Genomic DNA, 19,340 nt, shown 5'->3' on the forward strand with positions numbered 1-19,340 from the left:
TTATGACGGAAGCAAGGCAAATTGTCAATTATTTCAGCACCATGGATAACAGCTTTGCCAAAGGTTTCATAGCATTATAAGCCTCAGAAACTGTATTGGTCTGAGCTCCCACCTCTACCAGCATACTTCTTTTTCGGTAATGAAGGTTATATCGATATCCCTTTATATAAACCTTTCTCGTGAATCCCGGATAATTTTCATATGCCTTCTTCTGCATCTGCATGCTAAAAGCCAAATTCCATAACTTATTAGGATTTTTTAAATATGAGATTTCCCCATTGGTAGCCGTCCGGCTCATCCCATTGAAAAACATAATCTGTGCCGTCTTTTTTCCATCAATTTTCGTCACTAGCCTGGTCCCCTGTGCTACTCCATCTCTATGCAAATCGATAATAACCTGAATCTGTGGATACTTTTTCAAGATTCTTTCAATTCCCTGCGCCGCATAATAATATGCCTTGGAACGATCCAATCTTCCAGCTCTTACATCATAGGACGTTGTATCATGATACACGCGAAATCCCATCTTCTTCAATTCCTTTGTAAGCTGTTCTCCTACTCCAGTCACTGTATCGCTTTGTTTTCCAGAACGGCTATCAGCATAAGCTTCACTGCCATGTGTATGAAAAATCAGGATCTGTGGGGATTCCTGGCTATTCAATTGCAGGTTTTTTCGAAATAATTCTCTTCCATCAAGCTCCTGGTCTGTAATCGTTGTAGTACTATCCACCTGAATAAAATATTTTCGTAAAAAAGAACGACTATATAGCTGTTTTTCCGTAAAGGTGGTGATGGAATTTCCAGATACATTCTTTGCTTCACTGGTTTCATCGTCTTCCGAATACAAAAAGGCAGGAACTGCATTTTCACTGATCAGCTCCTGACTGTTGATACCGTAATTCTCCAAATATCCTAAATATGGTATCATTTCGTTAGATACAATCCTTTTCATAATGCTATAAACTAACTGTATATTGCTCTGATCCTGGTATCCATATTGGGGAAGCATTTCTTTTACTGTATATTTTACAATCTGCACTGTTTGATTCACACAGCCTTCCTTTAAGTCCTGCCTAATCTCTTTTTTCTGAATTCCAATCAATAGTATCGATGTCGTTGCAAGAATCATAAAAAATATACTGCTTATTTTCATCCATTTCTTCTTCATATCCTGCCCTCATTGCTCTTCTCATCCCGCTGATTGATTTCCTCTTCCTATTAATCTATTCTACAGCTTTGATTTTTATGCTTCTTTTCCAATAATCCACTGATTAATTCCTTCTGATATGGTAAAACTAATACGTTTTACCGCTTCATCAATATTTTTTGGCGTAACGAACATTTTCGCAAATGGCGTATTTACCATTTCATAGGCAAAATGATGGCGTTCTTCTTCCGATATGGCTTCCTGACCCACAAAAGGCTCTAATGCATCATAAATAATTGTAGAAACCCCTATCACAGTAGGTACTCCTATGGCGATTACAGGAATTCCCATGGTCTCTATGTTCATACCTTCCCTATGATTCCCAATGCCTGCTCCTGGCTGTATTCCCGTATCACATATTTGTATTGTGGAATTTAGCCGATTAGAGCTTCTGGCTGACAAGGCATCAATGGCAATTAATACCTCCGGTTTGGTCTCTTTGATAATTCCCCTTAGTATCTGGCTTGTCTCCATGCCAGTCTGAGCCATCACCCCTGGTGCTACACCACGAATATCCCTGGCCTTTTTATAATACCCATGCTTGCGTAAATGACTGGTAATAAACAAGTGCTCAATGACATATGGGCCCAGTGCATCTGGTGTCACATTCCGATTACCAAGTCCTGCTACCAAAACCCTCTTCTTATTCGGCAGCAAAAGATTTAACTGCTCCGCCAAAGCCTCGCTCATTTCCTCATGGTAGCCTTTATCATTTTCCTGCATATCACTACATTCTAATGTGATATAAGTTCCTATCGGTTTTCCCAGCTGTTTACTCCCCTTCTCATTTTCAATCATAATACGGGTTTCTTTGATATGATTATCTGCATCCACTCTAGTTCTCATGTGAATTCCTTCCATCCCGTATTGATGATCCAGATCTTCTTTCAGCTCCAGTGCTAAATCTGTTCTTACTACCATATTTCCTAAACCTCCGTGTTTTAAATAAGGTTAGTATATACAGAAAAATCCATTTTATTTTAAAAAAGCATTGACAAAATATAAAGTTTTTACTACAATTAATGAGTATGTTTTATGCATGGCATATCCGTGTCTCGTCATGTATGATAATTATTACTATAACAATATATAAGAATACATTTGGAGGTGCCCAGATTGGCAAATATTAAATCAGCAAAAAAAAGAATCAAAGTTATTAACACAAAAACACAGAGAAATAAAGCAATCAAAACTAAAGTAAAAACTTACATTAAGAAAGTTGAAGCAGCAGTTGCAGCAAAAGATGCAGCTACCGCTCAGACAGCTTTAACAGCTGCTATCGCAGAAATCAACAAAGCTACTTCTAAAGGAATTTTCCACAAGAATACAGCAGCTAGAAAAGTTTCTAGATTAACAAAAGCAGTTAACAGCATTGCTTAGTCAATATAAATAAAACATACGAAGAAGACAAAGAAAAGTCCCGTCAGCTTTTCTTTGTCTTTTCTTTTTTATCTAAAAAATGAGGGTTTCTTTGACTATGGGATAATGTGTGAGAACGAAATCATTCCGATCAGCAATCAGGCTACGGAGCTTCCAAATCTGATACATGTTTTCCTTTTTTCTACACCATGACAGACGAAAATCTTATCCCTCGTCCAGGGACAAATGGCTATGTAAGCAAGCTTCCAGCCATTTGTCCTTATGGACGACCAAAAGCACTGCTTTTGGTAAAGATTTTCTGCCTGAGAAAACATGTAAGCTCCTTCGCAGATTGCTTTACCGGAATGGTTTCGTTCTTTGTAGTATATTGGCTTCTCCCATATTCGTGTTGAGAAACGGAACATGGAAAAGAAGAAAACTTCTCCGAAAGCGACATATGCGGAATGTTAGAACAACCTGTTGGCTGGATTCTATCACCAGAACTGCTTCAGGCATCGAAGATGACTGTTTTCCATAGGACAGTTGGTAGGGAAGTTTACTTACCTTTCCAACTGTTATGGAAAAAAGGAAGGCAGTTCGCCTTGTGCCATGCCAAGCCCGACTAGCGGAGCGGATTAGGGTTTGGCTCGGGGTAAATCCAGACAGCTTTGGTTGTTCTTACGTTCTGGCATCCTAGGCGCAGGAGGAGAAATTTTCTTCTTCATTTAGTCCACAAAACCCTTATTTACTGGAAAACCGAACAATCAATAATTCTACCCCAATGCGGTCGTTGAAAATTCCGGTTTTAATCCCTTCATCGGTTTCTCCACAGCATCTGACCATATCCATCAACTGCTCCATCGTAAAATACTCTGCCTGTTTACGAAGCTTCCCTACTACATATGGATGAATCCCCGCCTGCTTCCCAATCACCTTATTTTGCGACTGGGTCTTAGCCATAGATTTTACGATCAACATCTGATTACACTGGCGGACCAAAAGAGCCAAAATCTTAAGCGGAGGCTCTTTTAATTCTAAAAGCTCATAGTACAGTGCCAGCGCCCTTTTCTGCTGTTTCCCCGCAATGGCTTCCAGCATATCAAAAATCTTTCCTGTAATCTCCGTAGAACAGATAGCATCAATATCTTTTTTCGTAATTTCATTTCGTTGCCCGGTATAAAGGACCACCTTCTCCAGTTCATTGCGAATCTGATTCATATCTGTTCCCACTTTATGAAGAAAATAAGCCCCATTGGCATTGGTCATCTGTTTTCCTTCTCGTTTTAAAAGAGAGGCGACCCAGACCAAAAGCTGCTTTTCATCCTGAACGGCCATATCTGCTGCATAGCCATTTTTATTGATAAATTTATATATTTTAGAACGTTTGTCAATGGTCTTTTCCACAAAAATCATCACCGTCGTATCCGGAAGTCCTTCCAATTGCTTTATAAAGTCCTCATCGCTTTTCTTTCCAAGTTCGGTATCTTCCAGTACAAGTACCCTCTTCTCTGCAAAAAAGGGAAGGGTTTCTGCTAAATCCAAAATTTCTTGCTGATCCACTCTTTTGCCTTCAAAACTTCCGTAGTTCATGGTATCTCCGTCAGCTACCAATGCATGTACGAGACGTTCCTTCATCTGCCGTTTTAGATAATCCTCTTCCCCATATAAAAGATAAAATGGGACAAATTCCTGTTTTTTAATATGTTCATTGATTGTTTTCATTGTTATACTGCACTTTCTCTTCTGAAACTTTCAGAATAAAATCTCAAAGCCAAAAGTATTTTTATAAGCGGATGTTTCCTGTTTATTAGTATATCATAGTTTCACAAGAAAATCTCCCCTTCCTCTCTTCCATCCAGATTGCCCCTCTCTCAGCCGTCACCAATATCTCACTTCCACTTTCCTTTAGACGATCCAACACTTCCTGGCTGGGATGACCATAGCGGTTATCCTTTCCACAGGAAATTACGGAATACAGCGGCTTTACCTGACCAAGCAAAGCCTCTTTCGTTGCATTTTGGGAGCCGTGATGCCCTGCTTTTAATACTTCTGCCTGTTGAAGCCCCATCGCTACCAGCCTGTCTTCACCTTCTAGCTCCAAATCTCCAGTAAGCAGGCAGTCAAATTCTTTATAAGACAGTAAGAATACCAGGGACTGTTGATTCTTTTCGGCTTTATATCCCTGCTCTGGAAAGAGACAGGTCAGTCTAATGGCACCATCCTCTATCCAATCCCCTTTTGAAAATGCGTAAATTGGAATCTGATTCTCCTCTGCCTGTATTTTGATCTTTTGATACCCTTCTTCCGTCGTATCAGTACCTTCGAAAATAATCATTTTTTTGATAGGATAGAATCCCATCATCTCTTCGATTCCAGAATAATGATCTGCATCAAAATGGGTCAGAATCACTGCATCCAATGATTGGATTCCCTGCGATTTTAAATATGGCAATATTCGGTATTTCCCAACTTTAGATATATCGCTGCTTCCTCCATCAATCATATAATGTTGTCCATTAGGGCTATTGATCACAATACAATCTCCCTGCCCCACATCTAAAAAATATATAGAAAATCCATTGTGCATAGAAGCACACAGTACATATAGTCCCATCATTATACAAAAGATTCCATACCGGTTCTTCTTCCATTTTATCAGCATACAGAATAAAAGAAGTGATAAAAGATACATGCATATCTGTATGGATGATGGCTTTCCAATTACAATAGCTGGAAAAACAAGAAGCTTTTCATATAGCGTTAAAATCAGATGGCATCCCACAAAAAATGGTTTCCAATTCCATACCAGTCCTGCAAAGCCACAAAACAACAAAGGTCCCATCAACGGCACTATAATAAAATTCAAAAGAATAGAGCACATTGATATCTCATAGAAAAACCAAAGCTGAATAGGCAGCAATGCCAGCCAAATAGAAAGACCAAGCCATAGAGGAGCTCCCCTTTTCCATCCACGAAAGCAAGGGTAGATACATCCGATGGAAAATACTGCGCCAAAAGATAACAGAAAGCCTGCATCATACAGATAGTAAGGACTTTCTATAAGAATCAGACTTCCTGCTACCGATGTAGCGGTAATGAAATCATAGTGTCTTCCTTTGATATCTGCCCCAATGTACAAAATCAACATAACTGTCGCACGAAAAGCGGCCACCGCATTTCCGATCAACATGCAATAAGGAATCATCAGGAGAAAAGAACCTGCTCCTGATGCTGCAAATGGCATTCCTATCCACCTTAAGAGTTTATAGAGAGTACCTCCTATCATAGAAATATGAAGACCAGAGATTGCAAGTATATGAGCCACTCCATTTTGCTGATATCGTTCTTTTAGTTCTTGATCCATATAAGACTTTTCTCCCAACAGAATCGCTGACATGATCCCTGCATCCGATTCGGATAAAGACGTCTGACATCTTTCGAGCCATCTCTTTTTTAAATGAAACAAAAAGGTCTTTCCTCTATCTTCTCGTTCATTTATGATTGTATAATCATCATAAAATCCACTATACCATATATTTCTACATCGATAATATTGCCTTAAATCAAACTGTCCAGGATTTACAGGTGCCTTATAAGGAACCAGCTCTGTCTGAATCCTTACCTTCTGCCCCGGAAGAAGCTTTTCACTTTTACCGTACAAAAGAATTCCTCCTTCCATTGGATTACCATCGATCTGATACGGAGATAGTTTGATGTAATCCGTCATCCCAGCTCCAATCTCTGCTACAGTACCAGTGATATTGCCATAAATGGATTCTTTCGGTTCTTGTATCTGTTCTCCTGCGGCCATAAGCAGACACCCCAAAAGAAAGCCTATTAAAAAAGAGATTTTAATTTTTATATTGAGTCTTTTTGCAAAAGCAAAGCGGCTCCCTTCCTTGTCTTTTACTAAAAACAGGCAGAGAGCCACACATACTCCCGCCATTACTTTACTTATGCAATAACATCCCTCTCCAAGGACCACACCTGCAAACACATAAAATAATGGTCGATTTTTCATATTCAATTATTCCTTCATTGGTAATTCACGAAAGACAAAGCTATCGTCCGTCAGAGAACCGATTGGCGTCCCATCGGCATCCATCATCGTTTTTCCGCCAATGGAAAATTCTACATAATCAATCCCCTGAATCTGCACAAGAGTTTTTACAATTGCCGCCCGACAGATTACATCTTTGGATTTATCCAACGTCTCATATCCGACAGCAAAATCAATATTTACAATGTTATTTCGAGCAACCACATTATTGATGACAACCTCGTTGGGAATCGCAATAAAATATTCTTCATTCTTTGGTTCCTTCAGCATCCACCCGATCATTTCATCTGCAACCGTCTGATTATCTTCCCCTTCCGGACTTTTTCTCGTCTCATATACCAACCGGGATCCTGTCTTATTCGTATAGTAAATCTTTACGCGAGAATCCTCCGGCTGTTTTTCTTCTTTTTTTAATCCGCAACCGCTGCATATGATAAGAAGAATGCAGCAAAGAAAAAAGAAGATTTGTCTTTTTTTCCTCATCACCTTCTCCTTTCTATGCATGATAACTGAGTGGAATACGAACGGTAAATGTTGTACCTTCTCCCTCCACACTGTATAGCTTAATTGCTCCTTTATGGACCAGAACAGCATTTCTTGTAATTGCCAGTCCAAGTCCAGTTCCTCCAGTCTTACGGGATCTGGCTTTATCGACACGATAAAAACGTTCAAATACCTGATCCTGACAATCCTCTGGTATTCCAACACCCGAGTCAGATACCTTTACATAAAAATACTTATGGTCTGCATTTAACGATACACGAATCCACCCATCGTCCTTATTATACTTAATGGCATTCTCAATCAAGTTGTTGAAGGCCAGTGATAATTTGACCTGATCGATCTCTGCCGTAACGGGACGAAAACTTTCAAATATGATTTCAATATTTCGCTTTTGTGCCAACGGCTTTAATCTCTTTAAGATTACCTCCAAAAGCTCATTAACACTGGTAGCCTTAATATCCAGTTTAGCCGCCTTTTTATCCATCTTGACCAGAGATAATAAGTCGGTGATAATGTCATTCTCACGGTCAATCTCAGCTACGATATCCGTTAAGAACTCCCGATATGCTTCTTCCGGCATTCCCTCTTGTGCAAGCAATGAATCGGCAAGTACTTTCATGGAAGTCATCGGTGTTTTCAGCTCATGAGAAACATTGGATACGAATTCCTGTCTGGAGTCCTCTAACTTCTGCATTTTGGATAAAATAGAGTTAAACATCTTAACCAGCTCCTTCAACTCTGTATATCCAACCTCTTCAATTAGTTCATCCTCATGTCCCATAGCGATGTACTTCAGACTTTTATTGACCTTTTTGAAATCCCTGGTTAGAAAAATACTGATAAATGCCGCCAGGGTCACTCCAATAATAATAAATGCTACGGATAACAGCATCCTTTGCATACGAATCTCATTTTTCGTTGCCAGCAGCTCATCCATGGAAATCGTTGCGATTATGACTCCCTGTACCTCTTCACTTCGTGAATTTTCATATACAATCGGAAGCATCAATTCCATATATCCATCTGGATAGGTAATTATTTTGTCTTTGGATCCTTTCATGATCCGTAAGATATCCCTGGACATAAAATATTTGCCCTGATATCCCGTATAAGTATCCTTGAGAATCCGATAGTTTTTATTGATAACGACAATTCTTCCTCCCAAAGATACTGCCAACTGATCAATCTGAGTCGACACGGAGTTTGTCGTATCATTGATCAGAAAATTGACGGAAACAATCTGATTTGCAATCATCGTACATTGATTTTCTACGGTTGTGACCTTCAGATCCAATGCTTTTTCATTATAAGAGTTTTCTAAACTCTGTCCAAAGAAAAATACGATAACGATGGTGAGCAAGGATAAGGATGAAAAGATCACAAACTGCATGCTGCGAAATACAGATGTCTCGCCTTTAATTCTGGAAATAATAACCTACACCCCATTTTGTATGTATATATTCAGGCTCACCAGAATCACGTTCAATTTTCTCACGCAAACGACGGATATGAACATCTACGGTACGAACATCACCTGGATAATCATATCCCCATACGGTTTTTAATAAATTTTCACGACTGTATACTTTATTTGGATTGGAAATCAGCAGCTTCAGTAGGTCAAATTCTTTTGCTGTCAGATTCACTTCCTTACCATCTGTATACACTCTTCTGCTTTCGCAATCTACTTTCAAGCCGCCGCTTTCCACTACCTGTGGCTTTTCTTCTACAACTTCCTTACGGCTGCTTCTACGGATAATCGCCCGGATTCTTGCCTTAACTTCTAAAATATTAAATGGTTTTGTAATATAGTCATCTGCACCATATTCCAATCCCAATATCTTATCCATATCGTCCCCTTTTGCAGTCAGCATAATAATCGGCATATTGGAAAATTCACGAATTGCCTGACAAACTTCAAAACCTGTCAGTTCCGGAAGCATAACGTCCAACAATACGACGTCATATTCCGTCTTTTTTGCCATATCAAGTGCTTCCTGTCCATCATAAGCACAATCCACGGTATAATCGTCCTGTTCCAAGCTAAATTTAATGCCTTTAACGATTAGCTTTTCATCATCCACAACGAGTATTTTTCTTCCCATTTTTCCACCTCTACTATAACGTAATATAATCTTTCATTTTATTATATACGCCTTCCTTTATACCAGATATATTCATCAACTCTTCTAACGACTTGAATCCTCCATGTTCCTGCCGGTAAGCAAGAATACGGTCCGCTTTGGACTCCCCAATTCCAGGAAGCGTCATCAATTCTTCTTTCGAAGCCTGATTGATGGATATCAAATCAGAGGATGACTCATCTGACTTCTGAGTCAACGTACTTTGCTGATCAGTCTTTGATGGAATGTAAATCTGCTGTCCGTCTTCCATCTTTTGTGCCTGATTCACACTGTCATAAGCTGCATCCCTGGTAAGACCTCCTGCAGCCTCAATCGCCACTACGATCCGATCGTCTTTCTTTACCTGATACACACCAGGTTTCTTCACCTCACCGCAGACAAATACCTGTATCGTCTCCTCACCAGAAGTCCCAGTCTCCGACTCTCCCTTCGCATCCTCCTTGGTAGAAACGACAACTTCATTCTTACTTTGCCCACAAGCACAGGCAACAGCTGTCAGTATGCTTAAAAACGTAATTAATATCAGTGTTTTTGTTTTTTTCATCAAACATCCTCCTGCATTCCCATAGCCCGCAGTCAGCTGATACTAATCCACTATTATTCATTTTACCTAATTTTATCCCCTGTTACAAGTGGAATTTATGTTTTCCACTTAAAAATTACGATTCCGCCAATGGTCATCAAAAGTCCGACCAGTCTGCTCCAGCAAAAATCCACCTTCTGTGTCCCAAATAACCCGAATAATTCTATGAGATAAGCGACCACGATCTGAGCAGTCACGATAACCATGACTGCTTTCGCCGGTCCTAATGCACTCATGCTTTTAATCACCGTCATGGTAATTCCTGCTCCTATGATACCTCCCAAAAGAAAATACTTAGGCTCCACCTTCCACAAGTTAAAAAAGGACTGATTTCGTTCCTTTACAAACCATACTGACAGACACAAAAGAAAGCCTGTGAACTGCACAAAACTATTGGCAATCCACAGACTTGTCTGCTTTGTCACTCCCGTGTTAAAGACTCCCTGAATGCTCATCAAAGTGCCTGAAATCAACGCGATTATAAATCCCATCATGACTTCCATACTCCTTTTATCATTTATGCCAATTTAATTAGAGTATATGCATTTTGACTGACATTCATACAATTATTTTCTTTTTTATGATAATTCTGCAAACACTTCATCCAGAATCTGGATCATTTCATCCACATGCTCCTTTTCGATGACAAGTGGCGGCACAAATCGAAGAATATTTGCCCCGGCATTGATGATGATCAAGCCCTTATCCATAGCCTTTGTAATCACCGGTGCCACTGGCATTTCACATTCCAGTCCATGCATCAGACCGATTCCTCTATGTTCTTTAATACAGTCATATTTTACTGTCAACTCATCTAATTTTTCTGATAAATATGCTCCGATCTCATTGACATGATCAACCAGATTTAACTTTTCAAACAAATCGAATACCTTGCTGACCGCTGCAGTAGCAAATGGATTTCCTCCATAAGTTGTTCCATGATCTCCAGGAACCAAAGCTCCATCTGCCTTTTCACCAACAACAAATGCACCTACCGGCACACCACATCCCAGTGCTTTTGCCAATGCCATAACATCTGGTTTTACCCCATAAAGATCATGAGCATATAAGGAACCACAACGTCCCATCCCACATTGAACTTCATCAAAGATCAACAGAATATCATGCTCATCACATAATGCACGAAGTCCTTTCAAAAATTCTGGGTCTGCTGGATAGATTCCGCCTTCCCCCTGTACAACTTCACAGATGATTCCACAGGTTTTATCTGTAATCTTAGATTTTACATCTTCCAGATTATTAAAATCTGCAAATACTGCTACACAATCTTTTGGAACAAATCCAGCCTGATACTTGGAATTTCCAGTTACTGATAAAGCTCCCTGGCTTCTTCCATGGAAGGAATGGTTCATTGCGATAATTTCATATTCCTTTGAAGCATCTTTGTTGTATGCATATTTACGAGCCACCTTTAAAGCTCCTTCAATGGCTTCCGTTCCACTATTGGTAAAAAAGACCTTCTTCATTCCACTACTTTCTACAATCTTTTCTGCCGCTTCGATAGCAGGCTGATTATAATACAAATTGGAAGTATGAAGAATCTTATCAATCTGTGCCTTTAAAGCATCATTGTATTCCTGATTGCCATATCCAAGGGCAAATACTGCTATTCCTGCTGCAAAATCCAGATATTTTTTTCCATCCAGATCATAAAGATATACTCCGTCTCCTCTGTCCAGGACAACGGGATAACGATTGTATGTCTTTAAAATGTAATTTTCTGCCTTATCGATATATTTTTTCATAGATATCATCCTTTCCGAAAATAGGTTCTTTCAAAATAGCTGTACCGATACCCTTTTCTGTAAAGAATTCCAAAAGTAAGCAATGTTCTACACGCCCATCTAAGATATGTACTCTGGCAACTCCATTTTCAATGGCCTGAATGCAGTTGTTCAATTTTGGAAGCATTCCTCCTCCAACAACACCTTTCTCCACAAATTCATGAGCCATGTCCAGATCCATTTCAGGAATTAAGGTTCTCTTATCCGTTGGATCAATAAATACTCCTTCAATATCTGTTAAAAATACTAATTTTTCAGCTCCAACTGCAGTTGCAATGGCACAGGCAGTGTCATCGGCATTGATGTTATATCCTTCGTTATTTTCACCCAGACCGATCGGAGAAATAACTGGTACAAAATCATCTTCGATCAAAGCTTCTAACAGTTCTGTATCTACTTCCTTGATCTGTCCCACATAACCAATATCTTTACCAGCTGCAAGCTTTTTCTCCACACGGAGCATCTCCGCGTCCTTTCCACTTAAACCAACGGCTTTGATTCCCAGTTTTCCCATCATTCCAACCAATGCCTGATTTACTTTAAACAATACCATTTCTGCAATTTCCATAGTATCCTTGTCTGTTACACGAAGCCCATTGATAAACTCTGGTTCTTTTCCAGACATGCGGACCCATTTACTGATTTCTTTTCCACCACCGTGTACAATGATCGGTTTTAATCCAATCAATTTTAATAATGCAACATCTTTTAATACACTATATTTTAAATCTTCATCCAGCATAGCGCTTCCGCCGTACTTTACGACAATCTTTTTTCCGTTAAATTTCTGGATAAAAGGCAAAGCTTCAATCAAAGTCTGAGCTTTGAGCATCTCCTCTTTCATATAATTTTCCATCTTCATTCCTCAACTTTCTATCTTCATCATAATACTCTTACATAATCAGGATTAGGAGCGGTAATCCGCATTGATGGATACGTAATCGTATGTCAGGTCACATCCCCACGCCGTTGCTTCTTCTTCTCCTGCATGTGCATCTACAATTGCGATAACTGGATTTTGAGATAAAATCTCTGTGGCAATTTCCTCACTATAATCGGTGGCAACACCATCTTTCACAATTGCCAATTCTCCTGCACTGCTCTTTAAAACAATATCTACCAGCTCTGGATCAAAGTCTGCTCCAGAATATCCCATGGCACAGAGAATTCTTCCCCAGTTTGCATCCTTTCCAAAAACAGCAGCCTTTGTTAAAGAAGAAGTTACAACAGATTTGCTTAACAGCTTGGCATCCTCCTTTGTTGCTGCATGCTTTGCCTGAACCTCAAATAACTTGGTACATCCTTCTCCATCTCCTGCAATGCATTTTGCCAGATGTTCATTTACAGTATGTAAGGCCTTTACAAAAGTGTCAAATGCCTCTCCTTCCTGATCGATCACCGCATTTTCTGCCATTCCATTGGCAAGAACCAAAACAGTATCATTGGTGGATGTATCCCCATCGACAGATACCATATTATAAGTATCCTCAACATCTGCTTTTAATGCCTTTACAAGCATTTCCTTTGTAATGGCTACGTCTGTCGTAACAAATCCAAGCATAGTTCCCATATTAGGATGAATCATACCAGATCCCTTACACATTCCTCCCATAGTAACTATAGTTCCACCAATTTCAAAGGTAACCGCAATCTCTTTCTTTCTTGTATCCGTTGTCAGGATTGCTTCTGCTGCCTCATGTCCGGCTTCTTCGGTATCAGAAAGTGTAGATGCCAGCATATCCACACCATGAAGGATCACATCCATCGGAAGCTGTGCTCCGATTACGCCGGTAGACGCTACCAGCACCTGTTCTGCTGTTACCCCAAAGTGATCTGCCGCCTTTTGAGCAGTCGCTTTTGCATTCTCCATTCCTTTTTGTCCGGTACATGCATTGGCAACACCGCTGTTTGCAACGATGGCTCTTGCTTTATCCTGACTTTCCACAATCTGCATATCCCATTTTACAGGTGCAGCCTTTACTTTATTTCTTGTAAATGTTCCTGCGCATACTGCATCACATTCACTTACGATCATAGCCATATCTTTATTGGTTTTTCCAGGTTTTACTCCTGCTCGAAGTCCTGCTGCCTGAAATCCTTTTGCAGCTGTTACACCGCCATTGATTATCTTCATGTATGACACTTCCTCTCTAACTTTTTACTGAATTCGCTAAACACTAACTTCATTCTTCGCCTTTGGCTCGAATTCACTAAGTGCTCAATGCCTACGGGAACATCGGAACTTGCATTAATCCTTTTGTCTCTGGGAAACCAAATAATAGATTCATATTCTGAACTGCCTGTCCGGCTGCTCCTTTTACCAAATTGTCCATGGCACCCATCATGATAACACGGTTTGTTCTTGGATCTAGCTTAAAGTTCACATCTACATAGTTACTTCCTTCCACCCATCTGGTTTCTGGTGTCTGATCCTGATCTAAGACTCTGACAAATGTTTCTTCCTTATAATATGAATCATAAATTGCTCTTACTTCTTCATAAGTAACTTCCCTGGTCAGATTTGCATATGCGGTAATCAAAATTCCTCGATTCATCGGTACCAGATGAGGCGTAAAGTTCAGTTTTACCTCTTGTCCGGATGCATAGGAAAGCTGCTCTTCAATCTCTGGAGTGTGTCTGTGTGTAGCCACTCCATAAGCCTTGATATTCTCATTCACTTCACAATAAAGATTATTCACCTTAGCACCACGTCCAGCTCCGGAAGTTCCTGATTTTGCATCAATAATAACTGTATTCATATCAATCAGTCCTTCTTTTGCCAAAGGATAAATAGAAAGCGTGGAGCAGGTTGGATAACAGCCCGGATTTGCGATCAGTCTTGCTCCTTTGATTTTTTCCCGATTGATCTCACAAAGCCCATATACTGCTTCATCGATAAACTGAGGACTGCCATGCTTGATTCCATACCATTTTTCGTAAGTTTCCAAATCTTTAATACGGAAATCCGCACTTAAATCAATAATCTTTACCTTTGATAAAATCTCTTCATTTACCAGATTTCCACAAAGTCCCTGCGGAGTTGCTGTAAAAATAACATCTACCTGAGATGCCAGTTCGTCCATATTGTCATCCATACACTTAGCATCTACGATCTGAAACATATTGCGAAATACATCGTAGTATTTTTTATCGATATAGCTTCTGGAACCATACCATTTAATTTCTACTTCTCCATGCTGCAGAAGGATTCTGACTAATTCCTGCCCTGCATATCCAGTGGAGCCAATAATACCTGCTTTTATCATATCAATCTCCTCTATATTATTGTTATTTTTTCATATAGTAAGCTAACGTTTAATAATTATACAACCCTTTTCCTAGATATGCAACCTGTTTTTCTATTTTTCGTAAATCTTTTACATAATTATTCATTACATTCACATATTTATGCATAAAATTAGTGAAAAACCCAAAAAAGTACTTGCATATTATTCATAATTGACGTATATTTATAGTCGATGATGCTAAAAGCAAACATCCATTACTTGAGAAAAAGATATTAGGAGGATATATAGAAATGAAAGAAAAAGTTGTTTTAGCCTATTCTGGCGGACTGGATACCACCGCAATTATTCCTTGGTTAAAAGAAACCTTTGATTATGAGGTTATCTGCTGTTGTATCGACTGTGGACAGGGCGAAGAGTTAGACGGATTAGAGGAACGTGCAAAATTATCCGGAGCAAGCAAATTATATATCGAAGACATCGTAGATGAATTTTGTGAAGATTATATTGTACCATGTGTACAGGCTCATGCCGTTTATGAAAATAAATACTTATTAGGAACTTCTATGGCTCGTCCAGTCATTGCAAAACGTCTGGTAGAAATTGCTCGTAAAGAAAATGCAAGTGCCATCTGTCATGGTGCTACTGGAAAAGGAAATGACCAGATTCGTTTTGAATTAGGAATCAAAGCACTGGCTCCTGACATTAAGATCATCGCTCCTTGGAGAATGACAGATGTATGGACCATGCAGTCTCGTGAAGATGAAATCGAATACTGCAAACAGCACGGTATCCATTTACCATTCTCTGCTGATTCCAGCTACAGCCGTGACCGTAACTTATGGCATATCAGCCATGAAGGTCTGGAATTAGAAGATCCTGCTTTAGAACCAAACTTTGATCATATGTTAGTATTAGGTGTTACACCAGAAAAAGCACCAGATGAAGGCGAATACGTAACTATGACATTCGAAAAGGGAGTTCCTACTTCTATCAATGGTGAAGAAATGAAAGTTGCAGATATCATTCGTAAATTAAACCAGTTAGGTGGAAAACACGGCATTGGTATTGTTGACATTGTAGAAAACCGTGTAGTAGGAATGAAATCCCGTGGAGTATATGAAACTCCTGGTGGAACAATCTTAATGGAAGCTCATCAACAGTTAGAAGAATTGATCTTAGACCGTGAAACATATAAAGCAAAAATTGATATGGGTAACTTATTAGCTCAGATCGTATATGAAGGTAAATGGTTCACACCATTGCGCGAAGCTGTTCAGGCATTTGTTGAGAAAACTCAGGAATATGTAACTGGTGAAGTAAAATTCAAACTTTACAAAGGCAACATCATCAAAGCTGGTACAACTTCTCCATATTCTTTATACAGTGAATCTTTAGCAAGCTTCACAACTGGAGAATTATACGATCACCACGATGCAAGTGGATTCATCAATTTATTTGGTTTGTCTTCTAAAGTACGTGCAATGAAAAAATTAGAAATCGCAGAAAAGAAACTGTAATCTTTATCGAATATGAATTTATAAAATAAAAATTTCTCCGACGGTATCTATCATAAGGTGCAATAGGAGAAATTTTTTTGTTAAAAAATCTTATAATGAGGCTTTTCTTCTCCAAAGAGTGCATAGCGGATATAATCATCCAGCAAAATCGCAATCACGGATAAAAAAAACCAGACCACCGAAAATTGCAGGCAGATCTGGCCTTTAAAATTATATGGCAGATTGGAGTAATCCCAGACATTCCAACCCAGCCATACATTCACGATCAATCCGGTAATCAACTCCAATCCAGTAATGATTCCGGACGATAATACCATCTGGCTGATCAGACTGACCTCCATGCCCATCCACTCATTCAGCAAGCCACATGCAAGAAAACACAGTCCTCCACAAACAAACATCGAATAATGAGAAAATCCTCTCGCAATGACTTCCAGACAATAATATGCGGCTCCTCCAACAAAAAACAGAAAAAAATACTTTTCTATCGTGTATAATCCCTTCATATGCAACCCCTTTTCATGCGATACTACCAGTATATACATTTTGAATGGAACTATACATCCCCGCCGTCCAAAAAATCACCCAATGTTTATTCTTCGGTTATACAATATCAGCCAGATCACGAATTACTTCCCCAGCCAGAATCAGCCCTGCGACAGAAGGAACAAAGGAAATACTGCCAGGCTCTCTGTGTTTTCGTGGAGTTTCTTTTGAATATACGACTTTTAAACTTTTGATTCCTCTGGCCTTTAACTCTCTCCGCATAACTTTTGCAAGGGGACAAACGGAAGTTTTATAAATATCACTGACCTCGAACAAGGAAGGATCTAGTTTATTACCCGCACCCATACAGGAAATGACCGGCACCTCTTCTTCCTTGGCTTTACAGATCAGTGCAAGCTTGCCGGTAACCGTATCGATGGCATCTATGATATAATCGTATTGTCGAAAATCAAACTGATCTGCTGTCTCCGGCAAAAAGAATACTTCATTGGCATCCACTTGACACTTGGGATTGATATCATAAATTCTTTCTTTCATTACCTGTACTTTTGACCTTCCAATGGTGCTATTAAGCGCGATAATCTGGCGGTTTATATTACTCTTGCTGACCGTATCATGATCAAATAATGCCAAGTGCCCAACACCAGCTCTGGCAAGTGCTTCAATGGCAAAGCCTCCCACACCTCCGGCTCCAAATACTGCTATCGTGCTTCTTTTTAATTTCTCTACTGCTTCTTCTCCAATTAATCGGCTGGTACGTTCATAAAATTCCATCTTTTCACCTCTTTTATTTTCTGATCCATAATTTCATTCATATAGATAAACTTTTCCCTTCTATCGTCTGATAATATCATATTTTTCAAAATATGTAAAAAGATAAAGAGATAAATTCTTTTAAATCTAGACTTAGTCTTTTTTTTATAGTAAAATATATAGTATGTATGCCTTTATCTGATCTGAAAGATTTTTTAGGACAGGTTGGGCAATAAGAAAAATAACAGAAAAGAGGAATCGATTATGGCACAATTATGGGGCGGACGCTTCACAAAAGAAACCGATAAATTAGTATATAACTTTAATGCTTCCATTAGCTTCGATCAGAAATTCTACAAACAGGATATCAAAGGCAGCATGGCACACGTAACCATGCTTGCAGACTCTGGAATCCTTACTATGGAAGAAAAGGACACCATCTTAAAGGGACTTCAATCTATTTTAGATGACGTAGAAGCCGGTACTCTGATCATTACTGATGAATACGAAGATATTCACAGCTTTGTAGAAGCTGTATTAACCGAACGTGTCGGCGATGCCGGGAAGAAGCTTCACACTGGACGAAGCCGTAATGACCAGGTTGCCTTAGACATGAAGCTCTACACAAGAGACGAAATTGAGGAAATCCAGGATCTCATCATAAACCTGTTAAAGGCTCTTCATGAAATTATGAAACAGAATTTAGAGACGTATATGCCTGGTTTTACCCATCTTCAAAAGGCTCAGCCAGTAACGGTTGCCCATCATGTAGGTGCATATATGGAAATGTTCAAGCGTGATTACGATCGCCTCTGCGATATTTATGACCGTATGAATTACTGTCCACTGGGTGCTGGTGCTCTTGCCGGAACCACTTATCCGCTGAATCGTAATCAGACAGCTGAATTATTAGGATTTTATGGTCCTACCTTAAATAGCATGGACTCTGTATCGGACCGGGATTATCTGATTGAATTGCTATCCGCATTGTCCACTGTTATGATGCATTTAAGCCGTTTTTCTGAAGAAATCATCATCTGGAATTCCAATGAATACCAATTTGTTGAGATCGATGATGCTTACAGTACAGGAAGCAGCATTATGCCACAGAAAAAGAATCCTGATATTGCAGAACTGGTAAGAGGAAAAACTGCCCGCGTATATGCTGCATTAAATAACATTTTAGTTGCAATGAAAGGGATTCCTCTTGCTTATAACAAAGATATGCAGGAAGATAAGGAATTGACCTTTGATGCCATTGATACTGTAAAAGGATGCCTGGCATTGTTCACCGGCATGATTTCTACGATGACATTTAAAAAAGACCGTATGGAAGCCAGCGCAAAGGGCGGCTTTACCAACGCAACTGATGCAGCCGATTATCTTGTAAATCACGGCGTCCCTTTCCGCGATGCACATGGAATCGTAGGACAGCTGGTATTATATTGCATTGACAAGAATATTGCTCTGGATGATATGTCTTTAGAGGAATTTCAGGCCATTAGCCCAGTGTTCCAGGAAGATATCTACGAAGCCATCAGTCTGGGAACTTGTGTAAGCAAGCGTAATACCATTGGTGCACCAGGTATGGATGCAATGAAACAGGTAATCGAAATTAACGAAAATTTCTTAAAGGAAATTGACCACTAATTG

At 39.4% G+C, this 19,340-nt stretch carries 19 protein-coding genes; 4 read left to right on the plus strand and 15 right to left on the minus strand.

The features are described 5' to 3' along the window. Positions 1-28: 28 nt before the first annotated feature. Both spoIIP and gpr read right to left on the minus strand, forming a co-directional pair. On the minus strand, positions 29-1,168 hold the full coding sequence (gene spoIIP, locus BHF69_RS04965) for a stage II sporulation protein P (protein WP_242946116.1): 1,140 nt from the start codon (positions 1,166-1,168) through the stop codon (positions 29-31). A 75-nt stretch (positions 1,169-1,243) separates the two neighbouring features. Beyond that, the gene (gene gpr / locus BHF69_RS04970; RefSeq protein ID WP_075669971.1) at positions 1,244-2,128 is read right to left on the minus strand and encodes a GPR endopeptidase; all 885 of its coding nucleotides are present in this window, start codon (positions 2,126-2,128) and stop codon (positions 1,244-1,246) included. A 195-nt stretch (positions 2,129-2,323) separates the two neighbouring features. Here gpr and rpsT point away from each other — a divergent pair, with 195 nt between their 5' ends. Next, entirely contained in the window at positions 2,324-2,587 is a 264-nt protein-coding gene (gene rpsT / locus BHF69_RS04975) for a 30S ribosomal protein S20 (protein WP_334292908.1), read from the plus strand. 443 nt (positions 2,588-3,030) lie between these two features. Next, complete coding sequence (locus tag BHF69_RS14135) at positions 3,031-3,192, plus strand: hypothetical protein (protein WP_158022554.1); 162 nt, start codon at positions 3,031-3,033, stop codon at positions 3,190-3,192. Positions 3,193-3,307: 115 nt separating this feature from the next. On the opposite strand, the gene holA is transcribed toward BHF69_RS14135, so the two are convergent. The 11 genes from holA to argC form a co-directional block, all read right to left on the minus strand. Continuing rightward, positions 3,308-4,288, minus strand: a complete 981-nt coding sequence (gene holA / locus BHF69_RS04980; RefSeq protein ID WP_075669973.1) for a DNA polymerase III subunit delta — start codon at positions 4,286-4,288, stop codon at positions 3,308-3,310. Positions 4,289-4,373: 85 nt separating this feature from the next. Beyond that, the gene (locus BHF69_RS04985; protein ID WP_075669974.1) at positions 4,374-6,587 is read right to left on the minus strand and encodes a DNA internalization-related competence protein ComEC/Rec2; all 2,214 of its coding nucleotides are present in this window, start codon (positions 6,585-6,587) and stop codon (positions 4,374-4,376) included. Positions 6,588-6,593: 6 nt separating this feature from the next. Next, a complete protein-coding gene (locus BHF69_RS04990) occupies positions 6,594-7,109 on the minus strand; it encodes a GerMN domain-containing protein (protein WP_158022555.1) in 516 nt (171 codons plus the stop codon). A gap of 13 nt (positions 7,110-7,122) precedes the next feature. Then, positions 7,123-8,520: a sensor histidine kinase gene (locus BHF69_RS04995; RefSeq protein WP_075669976.1), complete on the minus strand. Its 1,398-nt coding sequence runs from the start codon at positions 8,518-8,520 to the stop codon at positions 7,123-7,125. 25 nt (positions 8,521-8,545) lie between these two features. Continuing rightward, positions 8,546-9,235, minus strand: coding sequence for a response regulator transcription factor (locus BHF69_RS05000; protein ID WP_075669977.1), 690 nt, complete (start codon positions 9,233-9,235; stop codon positions 8,546-8,548). Positions 9,236-9,248: 13 nt separating this feature from the next. Then, on the minus strand, positions 9,249-9,818 hold the full coding sequence (locus BHF69_RS05005) for a helix-hairpin-helix domain-containing protein (RefSeq protein WP_075669978.1): 570 nt from the start codon (positions 9,816-9,818) through the stop codon (positions 9,249-9,251). A 95-nt stretch (positions 9,819-9,913) separates the two neighbouring features. Beyond that, positions 9,914-10,351: a DMT family transporter gene (locus BHF69_RS05010; RefSeq protein ID WP_075669979.1), complete on the minus strand. Its 438-nt coding sequence runs from the start codon at positions 10,349-10,351 to the stop codon at positions 9,914-9,916. 84 nt (positions 10,352-10,435) lie between these two features. Then, positions 10,436-11,632, minus strand: a complete 1,197-nt coding sequence (locus BHF69_RS05015) for an aspartate aminotransferase family protein (RefSeq protein WP_075669980.1) — start codon at positions 11,630-11,632, stop codon at positions 10,436-10,438. Then, positions 11,604-12,524 (minus strand): acetylglutamate kinase, encoded by a 921-nt coding sequence (argB, locus tag BHF69_RS05020; RefSeq protein WP_075669981.1) that lies wholly within the window; start codon positions 12,522-12,524, stop codon positions 11,604-11,606. Before argB ends, BHF69_RS05015 begins: the two co-directional genes overlap by 29 nt. Positions 12,525-12,569: 45 nt before the next feature. Further along, complete coding sequence (gene argJ / locus BHF69_RS05025) at positions 12,570-13,796, minus strand: bifunctional ornithine acetyltransferase/N-acetylglutamate synthase (RefSeq protein WP_075669982.1); 1,227 nt, start codon at positions 13,794-13,796, stop codon at positions 12,570-12,572. A 91-nt stretch (positions 13,797-13,887) separates the two neighbouring features. Further along, the gene (gene argC, locus BHF69_RS05030) at positions 13,888-14,928 is read right to left on the minus strand and encodes an N-acetyl-gamma-glutamyl-phosphate reductase (RefSeq protein WP_075669983.1); all 1,041 of its coding nucleotides are present in this window, start codon (positions 14,926-14,928) and stop codon (positions 13,888-13,890) included. 272 nt (positions 14,929-15,200) lie between these two features. On the opposite strand from argC, the gene BHF69_RS05035 reads away from it, so the two are divergent. After that, on the plus strand, positions 15,201-16,427 hold the full coding sequence (locus BHF69_RS05035; protein ID WP_075669984.1) for an argininosuccinate synthase: 1,227 nt from the start codon (positions 15,201-15,203) through the stop codon (positions 16,425-16,427). A gap of 80 nt (positions 16,428-16,507) precedes the next feature. On the opposite strand, the gene BHF69_RS05040 is transcribed toward BHF69_RS05035, so the two are convergent. Further along, entirely contained in the window at positions 16,508-16,933 is a 426-nt protein-coding gene (locus BHF69_RS05040) for a putative ABC transporter permease (protein WP_075669985.1), read from the minus strand. Between the two features lie 97 nt (positions 16,934-17,030). Next, positions 17,031-17,708 (minus strand): tRNA threonylcarbamoyladenosine dehydratase, encoded by a 678-nt coding sequence (locus BHF69_RS05045; protein ID WP_075669986.1) that lies wholly within the window; start codon positions 17,706-17,708, stop codon positions 17,031-17,033. A 243-nt stretch (positions 17,709-17,951) separates the two neighbouring features. Between BHF69_RS05045 and argH the strand changes: the two genes are divergently transcribed. Beyond that, positions 17,952-19,337, plus strand: a complete 1,386-nt coding sequence (gene argH / locus BHF69_RS05050; protein ID WP_075669987.1) for an argininosuccinate lyase — start codon at positions 17,952-17,954, stop codon at positions 19,335-19,337. Positions 19,338-19,340: the final 3 nt, after the last annotated feature.

The sequence above is a fragment of the Anaerostipes sp. 992a genome (genome assembly GCF_001940245.1).
In the GTDB taxonomy this organism is placed as follows: domain Bacteria; phylum Bacillota; class Clostridia; order Lachnospirales; family Lachnospiraceae; genus Fimousia.

Bases quoted from the DNA above. Each gene is read 5' to 3' on its own strand.
- argJ (WP_075669982.1), bottom strand. From the start codon at position 13,796: ATGAAGATAATCAATGGCGGTGTAACAGCTGCAAAAGGATTTCAGGCA.
- BHF69_RS05045 (WP_075669986.1), bottom strand. From the start codon at position 17,708: ATGGAATTTTATGAACGTACCAGCCGATTAATTGGAGAAGAAGCAGTA.
- BHF69_RS05015 (WP_075669980.1), bottom strand. From the start codon at position 11,632: ATGATATCTATGAAAAAATATATCGATAAGGCAGAAAATTACATTTTA.
- BHF69_RS05040 (WP_075669985.1), bottom strand. From the start codon at position 16,933: ATGAAGGGATTATACACGATAGAAAAGTATTTTTTTCTGTTTTTTGTT.
- BHF69_RS04985 (WP_075669974.1), bottom strand. From the start codon at position 6,587: ATGAAAAATCGACCATTATTTTATGTGTTTGCAGGTGTGGTCCTTGGA.
- holA (WP_075669973.1), bottom strand. From the start codon at position 4,288: ATGAAAACAATCAATGAACATATTAAAAAACAGGAATTTGTCCCATTT.
- BHF69_RS05005 (WP_075669978.1), bottom strand. From the start codon at position 9,818: ATGAAAAAAACAAAAACACTGATATTAATTACGTTTTTAAGCATACTG.
- spoIIP (WP_242946116.1), bottom strand. From the start codon at position 1,168: ATGAAGAAGAAATGGATGAAAATAAGCAGTATATTTTTTATGATTCTT.
- argC (WP_075669983.1), bottom strand. From the start codon at position 14,928: ATGATAAAAGCAGGTATTATTGGCTCCACTGGATATGCAGGGCAGGAA.
- argB (WP_075669981.1), bottom strand. From the start codon at position 12,524: ATGAAGATGGAAAATTATATGAAAGAGGAGATGCTCAAAGCTCAGACT.
- gpr (WP_075669971.1), bottom strand. From the start codon at position 2,128: ATGGTAGTAAGAACAGATTTAGCACTGGAGCTGAAAGAAGATCTGGAT.
- BHF69_RS04995 (WP_075669976.1), bottom strand. From the start codon at position 8,520: ATGCAGTTTGTGATCTTTTCATCCTTATCCTTGCTCACCATCGTTATC.
- BHF69_RS05000 (WP_075669977.1), bottom strand. From the start codon at position 9,235: ATGGGAAGAAAAATACTCGTTGTGGATGATGAAAAGCTAATCGTTAAA.
- BHF69_RS14135 (WP_158022554.1), top strand. From the start codon at position 3,031: ATGTTAGAACAACCTGTTGGCTGGATTCTATCACCAGAACTGCTTCAG.
- BHF69_RS04990 (WP_158022555.1), bottom strand. From the start codon at position 7,109: ATGAGGAAAAAAAGACAAATCTTCTTTTTTCTTTGCTGCATTCTTCTT.
- BHF69_RS05035 (WP_075669984.1), top strand. From the start codon at position 15,201: ATGAAAGAAAAAGTTGTTTTAGCCTATTCTGGCGGACTGGATACCACC.
- BHF69_RS05010 (WP_075669979.1), bottom strand. From the start codon at position 10,351: ATGATGGGATTTATAATCGCGTTGATTTCAGGCACTTTGATGAGCATT.
- argH (WP_075669987.1), top strand. From the start codon at position 17,952: ATGGCACAATTATGGGGCGGACGCTTCACAAAAGAAACCGATAAATTA.